The sequence below is a fragment of the Delftia sp. WSY_7 genome, assembly GCF_043104845.1.
In the GTDB taxonomy this organism is placed as follows: domain Bacteria; phylum Pseudomonadota; class Gammaproteobacteria; order Burkholderiales; family Burkholderiaceae_C; genus Comamonas; species Comamonas tsuruhatensis.
Genome location: NZ_JBICLB010000021.1, coordinates 162,350 through 175,674, shown reverse-complemented (window position 1 = coordinate 175,674; position 13,325 = coordinate 162,350). Strand labels below are relative to the sequence as shown.

Annotated in this window: 11 protein-coding genes; 6 read left to right on the top strand and 5 right to left on the bottom strand. The window is 70.6% G+C overall.

The features are described 5' to 3' along the window. Positions 1-113: 113 nt before the first annotated feature. The 5 genes from ACF8ME_RS09835 to ACF8ME_RS09815 form a co-directional block, all read right to left on the bottom strand. Positions 114-731 (bottom strand): hypothetical protein, encoded by a 618-nt coding sequence (locus ACF8ME_RS09835; protein ID WP_016448183.1) that lies wholly within the window; start codon positions 729-731, stop codon positions 114-116. 133 nt (positions 732-864) lie between these two features. Beyond that, a complete protein-coding gene (gene pdeM, locus ACF8ME_RS09830) occupies positions 865-1,596 on the bottom strand; it encodes a ligase-associated DNA damage response endonuclease PdeM (protein WP_374005420.1) in 732 nt (243 codons plus the stop codon). A gap of 16 nt (positions 1,597-1,612) precedes the next feature. Continuing rightward, positions 1,613-4,498, bottom strand: a complete 2,886-nt coding sequence (locus ACF8ME_RS09825; protein WP_392416204.1) for a ligase-associated DNA damage response DEXH box helicase — start codon at positions 4,496-4,498, stop codon at positions 1,613-1,615. Positions 4,499-4,520: 22 nt separating this feature from the next. Further along, a complete protein-coding gene (locus tag ACF8ME_RS09820) occupies positions 4,521-6,212 on the bottom strand; it encodes an ATP-dependent DNA ligase (protein ID WP_017404397.1) in 1,692 nt (563 codons plus the stop codon). Further along, entirely contained in the window at positions 6,209-7,249 is a 1,041-nt protein-coding gene (locus ACF8ME_RS09815; protein ID WP_392416202.1) for a ligase-associated DNA damage response exonuclease, read from the bottom strand. Before ACF8ME_RS09815 ends, ACF8ME_RS09820 begins: the two co-directional genes overlap by 4 nt. 224 nt (positions 7,250-7,473) lie before the next feature. On the opposite strand from ACF8ME_RS09815, the gene ACF8ME_RS09810 reads away from it, so the two are divergent. The 6 genes from ACF8ME_RS09810 (at position 7,474) to ACF8ME_RS09785 (ending at position 13,294) form a co-directional block, all read left to right on the top strand. After that, positions 7,474-7,737 (top strand): DUF2789 domain-containing protein, encoded by a 264-nt coding sequence (locus ACF8ME_RS09810; protein ID WP_017404395.1) that lies wholly within the window; start codon positions 7,474-7,476, stop codon positions 7,735-7,737. Positions 7,738-7,930: 193 nt separating this feature from the next. Then, a complete protein-coding gene (locus ACF8ME_RS09805) occupies positions 7,931-9,163 on the top strand; it encodes a SpoIIE family protein phosphatase (protein WP_392416200.1) in 1,233 nt (410 codons plus the stop codon). Between the two features lie 9 nt (positions 9,164-9,172). Then, on the top strand, positions 9,173-9,745 hold the full coding sequence (locus tag ACF8ME_RS09800) for a SiaB family protein kinase (protein ID WP_016448190.1): 573 nt from the start codon (positions 9,173-9,175) through the stop codon (positions 9,743-9,745). An 84-nt stretch (positions 9,746-9,829) separates the two neighbouring features. Next, complete coding sequence (locus ACF8ME_RS09795) at positions 9,830-10,231, top strand: DUF1987 domain-containing protein (protein ID WP_016448191.1); 402 nt, start codon at positions 9,830-9,832, stop codon at positions 10,229-10,231. Next, positions 10,231-10,989: a GGDEF domain-containing protein gene (locus tag ACF8ME_RS09790; protein WP_016448192.1), complete on the top strand. Its 759-nt coding sequence runs from the start codon at positions 10,231-10,233 to the stop codon at positions 10,987-10,989. The genes ACF8ME_RS09795 and ACF8ME_RS09790 overlap by 1 nt, the downstream gene beginning before the upstream one ends. Positions 10,990-11,017: 28 nt before the next feature. Further along, the gene (locus tag ACF8ME_RS09785) at positions 11,018-13,294 is read left to right on the top strand and encodes a putative bifunctional diguanylate cyclase/phosphodiesterase (RefSeq protein WP_392416198.1); all 2,277 of its coding nucleotides are present in this window, start codon (positions 11,018-11,020) and stop codon (positions 13,292-13,294) included. The last annotated feature ends 31 nt before the right edge of the window (positions 13,295-13,325 follow it).

The window sequence follows — 13,325 nt, the reverse complement described above, 5'->3', positions numbered from 1 at the left end:
GGGATGTGACAGCCGTCATCAGGGTGTCATGCTCAGGCCCTTGCGTCCCCTTCCGTCCCCTTCCGCCCCCTCACCACCCCTTCTCCGCCCCCTCCCCTTGCCGCGACCCTGCATCAGCACATCACGACGTTCTCCAGCGAGAACGAGAAGGGGCGGGAATTCGCCCCCGAGCCGCCGCCGCGCATCACGATGTCGGCACGGGAGATGCCCAGCAGGGAGATTTCGGTGTTCATCTGGGAGACGATGGCCGAGTTCATGATCTGGCCCTGCTGGATGTGCGAGGCCACGCCGATCCAGATGCTGGGCTTGAATTCGAAGACGGCCTTTTGCCGGGGGGCAATCGCGGTCTTGACGGCCAGCAGCCTGCCGTCCTTGTAGCAGCTGGCGTTGATGGCGCCTTGGGGCAGCGCGTTGAGCACCTGCACTTCCTTGGAGCTGGCGCCGTAGCCTGCGGGCGCCAGGCGATCGCCGGCGGTGGACGGTGCCATCTGGAACTGCTGGCCGTACTGCGCCTCCAGCTGCGGCGTGCAGTTGCCATGGCTGTCGCTGGCGCCGACCTGCAGGCCCAGCGGAAAGGTGAACGGATGGTTGTCGCCCTGTCCGCAGTACTTGATGACGCGCCAGGCCACGGCAGGCGCATCGAGGTCGCTGGCGACGTTCTTCTGGAAGATGACGATCTGCGGGTGGTTCGCGTCGTTCGATTGGTTGAAGAAATTGAGTTGAACGCCCATGCATTCCTCCTGGTGGAACGAAAAGCGCTGCGGCATCCCCGGGCACTGCCTGCTGTCCCGCCACGCTTGCTGCGGGAGTCACTGTAGGGAACAACGGCCTTGCGGAGAATTACGCCCGATTACATCCCTGGGCTCACCCAGGCACGGCCCAGACCCGGTCCGCGCCCACGGCAAAGAGCTGGCGGCCTGGCTCGGGCGGCAGGCTGGCCATGCCGGTGAACAGGCCGAAGGCGGGCAGCAGGGTAAAGCCAGCGTGCACGGCAAAGCACGGCAGGCGCAAGGCGTCGCGGCCGGTGCCGCGCAGCACGATGGCGGGATGGACATGGCCGGCCAGCACATGCCAGGGCCGGGCCTGCTGCGCCTGCAGGTCCTGCGTTGGCGGCGGGGGGTGATGGCAGGCGGCGAACGGCCCCAGGTGCCAGGGCTCGTCCACGATGGCAAAGCCCAGCGCGGGCGGTGGATCGCCTGCGTGGCTGTCATGGTTGCCGCGCACCAGCACCAGTTCCACGGCCGCATGGCGGCTGCGCCAGTGGGCCAGTGCAGCCAGTACGGCAGGATTGCGTGCCTCGGCCGCGTGCAGGAAGTCGCCCAGCACCACGAGCCGCCGCACGGGCAGGCCCAGAAGAAGGGCCGATAGCCGCTCCAGGTTGCCCTGCGTGGTGCCCGCCGGCACGGGAATGCCGCGCGCGCGGAAGGTGGCGGCCTTGCCCAGGTGCAGGTCGGCAATGAACAGCGTGCCCTGGGCGGGCCACCACAGCGCATGCTGGGCCAGCAGGTGCACGGGCTCGCCGGCCAGGAACATGCCCAGGCTGCCGGCCAGGGCGTCGGGGGAAACAGGACTTGGCAACGGTGCGTGGCCTTTCATCAGCGGTGCAATGGTTCTACAGCAGCGGCAAGGGCCGCGAGGGCTTGCGCACGCGGCGCGGGCGGCGGCTGGCGGCATCGGCCTCGGGGCCGTCGGTGGCCTGCAGCGAGAAATCCAGCGTGCGGCGCACGGCGGCCGTATCCTCGTCCACGGCGGGGGGCTGGTCTGCCTTGGGTTTTTTCCGTGGACGCAGCGGCGGATCGGGCGGGACCAGGTCCTGCGTGCGCGGCTCGCTGGCTGCACCGCCGGCATCTGCCGCCTCGTGCAGCTGGGCCAGCATGCGCGCGATGCGGTCGGCCAGATGCTCGTTGGTGAGCTTTTCGCGAAAGCGCTCCACCATGAGCGGGAAGGCAAACGGGCTGGGCCGGCGCAGCGCGCTCACCACCAGCTGCTGGGCCTGCATGCGGCGCAGCGCGGCCAGCAGCTGGGCGACATCGAGTTCCTGGCTCAGCACTTCCTCGTCGGCCTGGCGCAGCAGCAGGTTGCTGTCGTCGTACTTGCGAAACACCTCGAAGAACAGCTGGGCCGAGGCCTGCAGCTGGCGCGCGCTGCGGCGCTCGCCCGGGTGGCTCTGGAAGATCAGGCCGGACACCCGCGCTATCTCGCGGAAGCGCCGCCGCGCCATCTCGGTGGCGTTGAGACTGGCCAGCACTTCGTGCAGCAGGGCATGGCGGGCGTGATGGGCGTCCTCGCCCGCCAGGTGGGCATCGTCGGCGGCCTGGTCCAAGTGGCGGTCCGCATTGGCGGTGTTGCGCGTGGCGACCGCCTGGCTGGCGGACACGCGCCCGGGCACTGCCACGGCCTGGGCCGGCTCGGCGCGCAGCAGTTCGGGCAGCATGGCGGCCCAGTCGCGCTCGGTGGCGCTCAGCAGCTCCAGCCCGTAGTCGTTGACGGCGATGGAGAAGGTACCCGTCTCGCCCTGCGCGGCACGCCAGGCCAGCAGGCTGGCCAGCCCCGTATGGGCATGGCGGCCCGCAAACGGGTAGAGGAAGAGATGCCAGCCTTCGCGCGTGCGCAGGGTTTCGGCCAGCAGCGTGCCGGGCGTGGGCAGGGCCGACCAGCGCTGCTGCACCTCCAGCAGGGGGCGCACGCAGCGCAGCTCGGGCGAGTGGTAGTCGCCCGCTGCCGCCAGCGCCAATTGCTGCACCACGAAGTCGGCCAGCACGGTGGACAGCGGCATGCGCGCGCCCGCCCAGCGCGGCACGGTGGGCCGCGTTCTGGCGGCGCGGCGCACGTAGGCGGTCATGTCCTCGATGCGCACCAGCTCCAGCACCTGGCCCGCGAAGACAAAGGCATCGCCGGGCGACAGGCGCGACAGAAAGCTCTCTTCCATGCTGCCCAGCCGCGCGCCGTGCAGGATCTGCACGCTCATGCTGGCGTCGCTGACGATGGTGCCGATGTTGGCGCGGTGCCTGCGCGCCAGCCGCGCGTCGGGCATGCGCCAGATGCCCTCCCCGTCGGGCCGCACACGCTGGTAGTCGGGATAGGCGGCCAGCGAGGGGCCGCCGCGGTGCACGAAGTCCAGGCACCACTGCCAGACCGCAGGCGCCAGCCCGGCATAGGCGACGGTGCGGCGCACTTCGGCATACAGCTCATCGGGCACGAAGCCGCCGCCCAGGGCCACGGTGGCCAGGTGCTGCACCAGCACGTCGGCGGGCTGGCGGGGGCTGGCGCGCATTTCCACCTGCTGCGCGCGCACGGCGGCGCGGGCGGCGGCGGCCTCCACCAGCTCCAGGCTGTGCGTGGGCACCAGGGTGATGCGCGAGGGCCGGCCCGGCGCATGGCCCGAGCGGCCCGCGCGCTGCAGCAGGCGCGCGATGCCCTTGGCCGAGCCGATCTGCAGCACGCGCTCCACGGGCAGGAAGTCCACGCCCAGGTCCAGGCTGCTGGTGCAGACCACGGCCTTGAGCGTGCCGGCCTTGAGCCCGGCCTCCACCCATTCGCGCACACCCCGGTCCAAAGAGCCATGGTGTATGGCCAGCAGGCCGGCCCAGTCGGGCCGGGCCTCCAGCAGCGCCTTGTACCAAAGCTCGGCCTGCGAGCGCACATTCACAAAGACCAGGGTGGAGCCGGCCGTCGCCTCCAGCTCGCGCACCACCGCCGGCAGCATGGCCAGGCCCAGGTGGCCGGCCCAGGAAAAGCGCTCGGGCCGGTCGGGCAGCAGGGTGTCCACCACCAGGCGCTTGTCCACCTGGCCCTGGACCAATACGCCGGGCCGCGGCTGGCCATGGTCGTCCAGGCCCAGCAGGGTCTGCATGGCCTCGTCCAGATTGCCCAGCGTGGCCGACATGCCCCAGACGCACAGCTGCGGGCTCCAGCCGCGCAACCGTGCCAGGGCCAGTTGCAGTTGCACGCCGCGCTTGTTGCCCAGCAGCTCGTGCCATTCATCGGCCACCACCAGGCGCACGGAGCCCAGCAGCTCGCGCGCATCGGCGCGCGCCAGCAGCAGGGACAGGCTCTCGGGCGTAGTGACCAGCACGGTGGGCAGCTGGCGCGACTGCGCGCTGCGCTCGGCGCTTCCCGTATCGCCCGTGCGTGCGCCCACGGTCCAGCGCGCCAGCGCGGGATGGCCCTGGGCCAGCGCCTGCAAGGGCGTCTGCAGGGCCTTGAGCGTGTCGGCCGCCAGGGCGCGCATGGGCGTGATCCACAGCACGGTGAGCGGTGCGGAGGCCGGTTTTCGTTTTCCGGTGTGCGCCGGCATCGGGGTTTGCGGCGGGCCCGCAAAGGCCTGCAGCGCGCCCAGCCAGACCGCATAGGTCTTGCCCGCGCCCGTGGTGGCGTGCAGCAGGCCGCTGTGGCCCTGGACCAGCGCCTTCCACACGGCGCGCTGGAAGGCAAAGGGCTTCCAGCCCCGTGCGGCAAGCCAGGCGGTGGCGAGGGGATGGGGGGAACGGGTGGCCATGGCGCGGTGCGTCAAGGGTGGGTCACGGGTCGGAGTGCGGCAGCAGGGCCGCCAGCGTATCGATGGAGTCGGCCTCCTGCACAGGCTTGTCCTCGCGCCAGCGCAGCATGCGCGGAAAGCGCACGGCGATGCCGCTCTTGTGGCGCGCGCTGCGCGCAATGCCCTCGAAGCCCAGCTCGAACACCAGGGTGGGCCGCACGCTGCGCACGGGGCCGAAGCTCTCCACCGTGGTCTTGCGGATGATGGCGTCCACGCGCGCCATTTCGGCATCGGTCAGGCCCGAATAGGCCTTGGCGAAGGGCACGAGGGCGCGGCCCTCGGTGCCGGGCGGCGCGTTCCAGACGGCAAAGGTGTAGTCGCTGTAGAGGCTGGCGCGACGGCCGTGGCCGCGCTGTGCGTAGATGAGCACGGCGTCCACGCTCAGCGGATCGATCTTCCACTTCCACCACACGCCGCTGTCCTTGGTGCGGCCCACGCCATAGGCGGCATCGCGGGCCTTGAGCATCATGCCCTCCACACCCAGGGAGCGGGCCTGTTCGCGAAGTTCGGCCAGGGCCTGCCAGCTGTCGCCTGCCAGCACGGGGCTGGGCAGCAGCGCCGGGTGCGCCACCAGGGCCACCAGCTGCTCCAACCGCGCGCGCCGTTCATGCTGGGGCAAGGCGCGCAGGTCCTGGCCGCCCTCCTCCAGCAGGTCATAGGCCAGCAGCACCACGGGCAGCTCGCGCAGCAGTTTGGGGCCCAGGGTCTTGCGGCCTATGCGCTTTTGCAGGTCGGCAAAGGGGCGCACATGGGCGGGCGCCTCGCCCTGCTGCGCGGCCCAGACGACGATCTCGCCGTCGATCACGGTGCCCGCAGGCAAGGCATCGCCCATGGCCTGCAGCTCGGGGAAGCGCTCGCTCACCAGTTCCTCGCCGCGCGACCAGATCCAGGTGCCCAGCGCGTCACCGCTGCCGCGCCGCACGATCTGGGCGCGTATGCCGTCCCATTTCCACTCCACCACCCATTGGGACGGCGGGCCGAGCACGGCGTCGAACTGCTCCAGCGGCAACTGCAGCGGATGGGCCAGGAAGAAGGGATAGGGGTGGCCACGGGCTTCGCCCGAATGCGCGTCATCGCCCTCTTCCTCGCCTGCCACCAGCCGCAGGTAGTCGGCCGCCCCGGGCCGCGCGCCGATGTGGGTGTAGCCCATGAGCCGCTGGGCGATGCGCTTGGCATCCACGCCGCTGACGGCCGCCAGCGCCTGCGTGACCTGCAGCCGCGACACGCCGACCCGGAAGGCGCCGGTGATCAGCTTGAAGTAGACCAGCCGCTCATCGGCCGCCAGCCGCGCCCATTGCATGCGCAGCGTGTCCGCCAGCGCCTCGGGCGCCATGCCGCGCAGCGGCAGCAGGTGGTCCGTGACCCAGGCGGCCAGGCCCAGGTCGTGCGCGTCACCGGGTGGCGGCAGCAGCAGCGCAATGGTTTCGGCCAGGTCGCCCACGGCCTCGTAGCTTTCGTCGAACAGCCATTCGGGCAGGCCGGCCGCCTCGCGCGCCAGCTCCTTCAAGACCTTGGTGGGCACCAGCTGGCGCGGCTTGCCGCCGGCCAGGAAATAGACGGCCCAGGCCGCATCGGCAGGCGCGGCGGCGCGCAGATAGGCCTGCAGCGCGGCCTGCTTGTCGCGGCTGGCGGTGCTGGCGTCCAGCGCGCGGTAGAGGGCGGCGAAGTCCTTCATGGGGCGGGCGCCTCGTCCGGTGCAGCCTGGGCGGCGGCAGCCTCGTCCTCATCGCCGTATTCGGTCTGGAAGGCTTGGGCGTCCAGGCCCTGCTCGCGCAGCCAGCGCACCAGCACGGCCACGCTGCCGTGGGTGACGAAGACCCGCTCGGCGCCCGTGGCGCCAATGGCGTACTGCAGGCCGGGCCAGTCGGCATGGTCGGACATGACGAAGCCCCGGTCCACGCCACGGCGGCGGCGCGTGCCGCGCAGCTGCATCCAGCCGCTGGCAAAGGCATCGGCATGGCCGGGAAACCGGCGCATCCACGGCGTGCCCTGCGCCGAAGGCGGCGCCAGCACCAGGGCGGTCTTGAGCCGTTGTGCATCCACGCCGGGGTCGGTCACGCGCAGCGTGGGCGGCAGGTCCACGCCCGCGGCGCGGTACACGGCATTGAGCGGCTCCACCGCGCCGTGCACGACGATGGGGCCGATGCGGCGGTCCACGCCGTGCAGGATGCGCTGGGCCTTGCCGAAGGCATAGCACAGCAGCACCGAGGGCCGGCCCTGGGCGGCGTTGGCCTGCCACCAGGCGTTGACGTCGGCCATGAGCTCGGGCTGGCGGGGCCAGCGGTAGATGGGCAGGCCGAAGGTGGATTCGGTGATGAAGGTGTCGCAGCGCACGGGCTCGAAGGGGGTGCAGGTGCCGTCGGCCTCGGTCTTGTAGTCGCCCGAGGCCACCCAGACCCGGCCGCCATGCTCCAGCCGCACCTGGGCCGATCCGAGCACATGGCCGGCCGGGTGCAGGGAGATGCGCACGCCGTGGTGATCGATGGCTTCGCCATACGGCAGGGTCTGCAGCGTGATGTCCGCGCCCACCCGTGCGCGCAGCACGCCTGCGCTGTCGTCATGGGCCAGGTAATGGGCGTGGCCGGCGCGCGCATGGTCGGAGTGGCCATGCGTGATCACGGCCCGGTCCACGGGCCGCCAGGGGTCGATGTAGAAGTCGCCGGCCGCGCAGTACAGGCCTTCGGGGCGGGCCACGATCAGGTCGGCGGGCATGCGGGATCGGGGAAAGCAGTGCTCATGTCCCCATGCTAGTGGGGCAGTCGACGGACGCGCGCTGGCCCGGAGCGCGGCAGGCTGTCAGCCTGCACCTACCCGCGCTGCCATGCTGCCGCAACTGGCCTGCGGCGCCCTGCAAATCGGGGAAGATAGCGCCCTGGCCCCTTCCTGCAGCCGGCCCGCCGGCTCCCTTTGATCCCACACGCACCGAACACGCCTCCATGAACAACTCCGTCGTCCGCATGTCCAATCTCTTCCTGCAACTGGGCCTGGATGCCAGCGACCAGGCCATTGCCGACTTCATCCGCGCGCACCAGCTGGCCGCCGATGTGGATGTGGTGGATGCGCCCTACTGGAGCGATGCGCAGCGCCAGTTCCTGGCCGAGCAGCTCAAGGCCGATGCGTCGTGGTCCATCGTGGTCGACCAGCTCAGCGAGTCGCTGCACGAGGACGCGGTCAGGCGGCGCGCCGAAGGCCTGAGCTGAAGCGAGGCTGCCTGTCCACCCCGATGGCCTGCATGGACGGCAGCCCCAGGCCGCGAACGGCCATGCCGCGCCAGGACGAAGGCTGTCGGCTCACAGTCCTCCAAAGAGGTGCCTGCCCCTCAGGCCCATCCGCGTCACAAAACTGAAACAGGGAAATCGTAACATTCCCTAACAATTTTGCGATGTGCATTCCATGGATGAGTCCCGCGCCTACCTGAGCGATTCCCGGCCCCGTTTCCGCCCACCCAGCGCCGCGGACCTGTGCACCCCCGTCCCCTGCATGACCGCCGACGAGACCAACGAGAAGGTGCTCGAGGTCTTCACGCGCCACCGCGATCTGGCCAGCCTGCCCGTGGTGGAGGGCGACCGCCCCATCGGCCTGATCAACCGCAGCATCTTCCTGTCGCAGTTCAGCAAGCCGTTTCGCATGGAGCTGTACGGCAAGAAGAGCTGCATCGCCTTCATGGACAAGGAGCCGCTGGTGGTCGATGCCTCCACCGACATCGACACCCTGACCGTGAAGACCGTGGAGTACGGTGAAAAGGCGCTGACCGATGGCTTCATCATCACGCGCGACGGCCTGTTCGCGGGCGTGGGCAACGGTCTGCAGCTGATGCGCGCGGTGGCGGACATGCAGGTGGCGCGCAACCGCCAGATCATGCACAGCATCGAATACGCCAGCGTGATCCAGCAGTCGCTGCTGCGCAGCTCGCGCGAGGCCCTGGCACGCGCCTGCCCCGGCGCCGACCTGGTCTGGGAGCCGCGCGACGTGGTCGGCGGCGACTTCTACCAGTTCAGCCAGGACGGCGATGGCTGGTTTGCCACCGTGGCCGATTGCACGGGCCACGGCGTGCCCGGCGCCTTCATGACGCTGATCGCCACCAGCAGCCTGGGCCAGGCCATCAAGGAACACGGCCCGCGCGACCCGGCCGCGCTGCTGGGCCATGTGAACCGCAGCGTCAAGCAGATGCTGGGCCAGCTCGACGGCAAGGACGGCACGCCGGGCTCGGACGACGGGCTGGACGCGGCCTGCTTCTGGTTCGAGCCCGCGCACCGGCGCCTGCGCTTTGCAGGCGCGCGCCTGTCGCTGTTCCTGCTGCGCCCCGGCGCCGAGGCGGTGGAGGTGGTGGACGGCCAGCGCAAGGGCGTGGGCTATGTGGACAGCGAATTCGACTTCGCCTGGAACAACATCGACCTGGAGCTGCCCGCAGGCACCCTGGTCTTCACCACCACCGACGGCCTGATCGACCAGGTCGGCGGCCCGCGCGGCATCACCTTCGGCAAGAAGCGCCTGCGCGAGCTGCTGCTGGAGCAGGCCGGCCGCACGCCCGCCGAGATCAACCGCGCCCTGCTGGACGCCCTGCAGGCCTGGCAAGGCGAGCACCACCGCCGTGACGACCTGACCTTCTTCTGCTTCAGAACCTGAATGCCTCCCATGCCCCAAGCACAGATCGCCGACAAGTACGGCAGCTTCTTCCACCTGGCGCGCCAGCACCAGGTGATCTTCTACTACGTGGGCTACTTCTCGCAGAACATCGTCGCGGCCATGGCCGAGGCCGTGCGGCTGCAGCTGGAAGTGGCCGGCGTGCCCGGCCCCACGCGGCGCAAGCTGTTCTCGTCCTTCGTGGAGATGGCGCAGAACATCATCCATTACTCGGCCGATGCCCTGACCCCGCCCCACCAGGACGATGGCGAGCTGCGCCACGGCGCGGTCTGCATCCGCCGCGAGGACGACGGCAGCTTCGTGCTGCTGTGCGCCAACCCCATCGAGCCCGGCATGGGCGAGGCGCTGCGCGCCAAGCTCGACGCCCTGCGCAGCATGACCCTGGACGAGATCAAGAAGGCCTGCCGCCAGTCGCTGCGCGACGACGCGCCCGAAGGCAGCAAGGGCGCGGGCATGGGTTTCCTGACCCTGGCCCGCGATGCGCGCGAGCCGCTGCAGTTCGACTTCGATCCCGCCCAGACCGTGGACGGTCGTCCCGTCTTCTACCTGAAAGCCACGCTCTGAGCCGCACCGGCCAGCCAGGAACGCTCCGGCACCGGACCTGGACAGGCCGGGCGCGCAGGCACGGACAACGCACCGAGATCACGCATGGACAACCTCTACATCGCTCCGACCCCCAGCTCCCCGGAAGTGGACTTCCGGTTCGACACGCACACGCTGCACCTGCGTGGCGAGTCCTATCCGGAGAACGCCGCCGCCTTCTATGGCGGCATCCTCACCCGCCTGCAGGACTACCTGGCCCTGGCGCAGCCCGCGCAGCAGCAGGCACCGATCCAGGTGCACATCGCGCTGGCCTACTTCAACAGCTCCAGCACCAAGATGCTGTTCAACCTCATCGAGGCGCTGAGCGAGGCCGCCGAGGCCGGCCGCACCGTGGCCCTGCACTGGTACTACGACGAGGAAGACGACACCATCTGCGAATTCGGCGAGGAGCTGCGCGACGACTTTGCCGCCATTGCCTTCACCGGCCATCCCGTGAAGGCCGCGTGATGGACACCGTGGCAGCACCCGCCGCCTGCGCCGCTCCTGCAGATCTTTTCGATGCCGAGCACCGGGCCCTGCTGGCGGCCCGCGCGGCCCACGAGCTGGGTGAGGAGGCCGGCGCCCGGGCCTGCCACCAGGCCCTGGGCGCGCTGCTGGCCGCCTATGACCGCCTGCTGCGCGAAACGCGCCGGCTGGTGCGCCGCAGCGACCGCGCCGAGCTGGAGATGACCCAGCTCAACCAGCGCCTGCAGGAGCTGGCCGGCGAGCTGGAGTACCGCGCCACGCACGACCCGCTGACCGGCGTGCTCAACCGCGCGGCCATCATCGAGCGCGTGAACCGCCACTTCACCCAGCAGGGCCTGGCCCTGATCGTGCTGGACATAGACCACTTCAAGCGCGTGAACGACAGCTTCGGCCACCCCGTGGGCGACAGCGTGATCCTGGGCGTGGTGCGCTGCCTCAAGGCCGCCGTGCCGGACACGGCCCACATCGGCCGCGTGGGCGGCGAGGAATTCACCGTGCTGCTGCCCCAGCACGACAGCGACGGCGCCGTGCGCGTGGCCGAGCAGGTGCGCGCCGCCATCGAGGCCCATCCCTTCGGCCTGCCCGACGCCAGCTGCATCACGGCCAGCTTCGGCGTGAGCTGGCGCCCGAGCGGCGGCCGCTTCGACGAGGCCTACAGCCTGGCCGACGAGGCGCTGTACGCCGCCAAGCGCAGCGGGCGCAACCAGGTCGTGCGCGCGGCAGACCATGCCACGGCCTGAGCGGCGCGGACACAGACAGGGCTGAGGCATGAGTTTCGTGATGCGCGCACGGGCGCCCAGGGCGCCCGCCCCTGCTTCCGCCCTGCTGCAGCCGGCTCTGCAGCCGCCCCCGCCATCGCCCGTGCCCGGGCCTGAATGGCGGGTGCTGATCGTGGACAGCGACCCCGATGTACACGCCGCCTTCCGCCTGGCGCTGGAAGGCCACACCCTGTTCGGCCGGCCGCTGGTGTTCCTCTACGCCCGCTCCGGCACGCAGGCACGCAACCTGCTGCGCAGCGAGCAGGACCTGGCCGTGGTGGTGCTCGACGCCGTGACCGACGGCACGGGCGCCGGCCTGGACCTGGTGGACTTCATCCGCTACACGGCCGGCCTGCGCAACAGCCGCATCGTGCTGCGCACCGGCCGCCCGGGCCAGGCGCCCGATCTGGAAACCCTGCTGCGCTACGACATCAACGACTGCCGCACCAAGACCGAACTCACGCCCGACCGGCTGCTGGCCATCGTGGTGACCGCCGTGCGCTCCTACGAGCAGCTGTGCGCCATCGAGGCCAACCGCCGCAGCCTGGAACTGATGGTGCGCTCCAGCGCCTCGCTGCTGGAGGAAACCAATCTGCACGCCTTCGCACGCGGCGTGATCACCCAGCTGGCCACCTTGCTGGGCGTGGCCAGCGAAGGCCTGGTCTGCTCGGAGGGCACGCACCCGGCCGAGCCCTACCGCGTGCTCGCGGCCACGGGGCCGTTCGCCCGGCTCATCGACCAGCCCATCGCCACCGTGCTGGCATCGAGCGGCCTGCGCCTGCTGCGCCAGGCGCTGCAGACCCGCCGCAACATCTACGGCGTGCAGCGCGGCGTGGCCCTGTACATAGGCCGGGGCGACGAGCAGGACATGGCCGTGTTCATCGACGCGCCGGCCTCGCACAGCGCACTGGACCGCCAGCTGCTCGAAGTCTTCTGCGCCAACCTGCGCACGCTGCTGCACAACCGCGGCCTGCTGGAGCGCCTGCACCAGTCCGCCTACTTCGACCCCCTGGTCTGCCTGCCCAACCGCGCCCACTTCGTGGAAAAAGTGGACGAATGCGTGTGGCGCGGCACGCAGGACCATGTGCTGGCCCTGGTGGACATCGACGACTTCAGCGCCACCAACGACGTGATGGGCCACCGCTTCGGCGACCGCCTGCTCGAAGCCATGGCCCGCCGCCTGGCCGGCGCCCTGCCCGCCGGCGTGCTGCTGGCGCGCGTGGGCTCGGACACCTTCGGCATCCTGGGCCCCACAAGGGAAGTGGCCCTGGGCCAGTTGCTGGACTGCGCGCGCCAGCCCCTGGCCGTGGACGGCGTGCCGCACAAGGTCTCGCTGACCTGCGGCTACGTGCACCTGCCCCGTGAACGCCAGGCCGGCACCGACCTGGTCAAGGACGCCACCATCGCCCTCAAGCGCGCCAAGCGCGACCACCGGGGCCAGCTGCTGGAGTACTCCGAGCACATGGGCATGGAGGCACGCGACCGCGCCCTGCTGCTGTCCGACCTGCGCGCCGCCATCGACGGCGCCCAGCTCTTCCTGGTCTACCAGCCCCAGGTGGACCTGGAAACCCATGCCATGGTCGGCCTGGAGGCCCTGCTGCGCTGGCCACGGCAGGACGGCAGCTTCGTGCCGCCCGACCGCTTCATTCCCGTGGCCGAGCATTCGGGCCTCATCGTGCCGCTGGGCCAATGGGTGCTGGCCACGGCCTGCCGCACCATGCGCGAACTGCTGGATGCCGGCCGCGCGCCCCGGCGCATGGCCGTCAACGTCTCCACCGTGCAGCTGCAGGACCCGGGCTTCCTGCAGACGGTGCGCCATGCCCTGGCCGAGCACGGCCTGCAGGGCGCGCAGCTGGAGCTGGAGATCACCGAATCCGTCGCGGTCCTGCCCACCCAGCTGCTGCAGGCCACGCTCAGCGCCCTGCGCGCCCTGGGCGTGACCATTGCCATCGACGACTTCGGCACCGGCTACTCCTCGCTGAGTTACCTGGAGCGCCTGCCGCTGGACCGCATCAAGATCGACCGCAGCTTCGTGCGCCAGCTTGGCGAATCACAGGAAGCGCGCATCGCCGAAATGATCGCCCAGCTGGGCCGCAAGCTCGGCCTGCAGGTCCTGGCCGAAGGCATAGAGGACGCCAGCGCCTGGCAGGCCCTGCGCGCCATGGGCTGCCAGGAGGGACAGGGCTATCACATTGCCCGGCCGATGGACAAGGGCCAGTTGCTGGGCTGGCTGGGCCAGCGCAATGCAGCGCTTCAGCGGCAGCCTGGCACCTCTGAGTTCCCCTGAGGCGGGCAGGCCGCGCCCTGCTCCCTCCCTA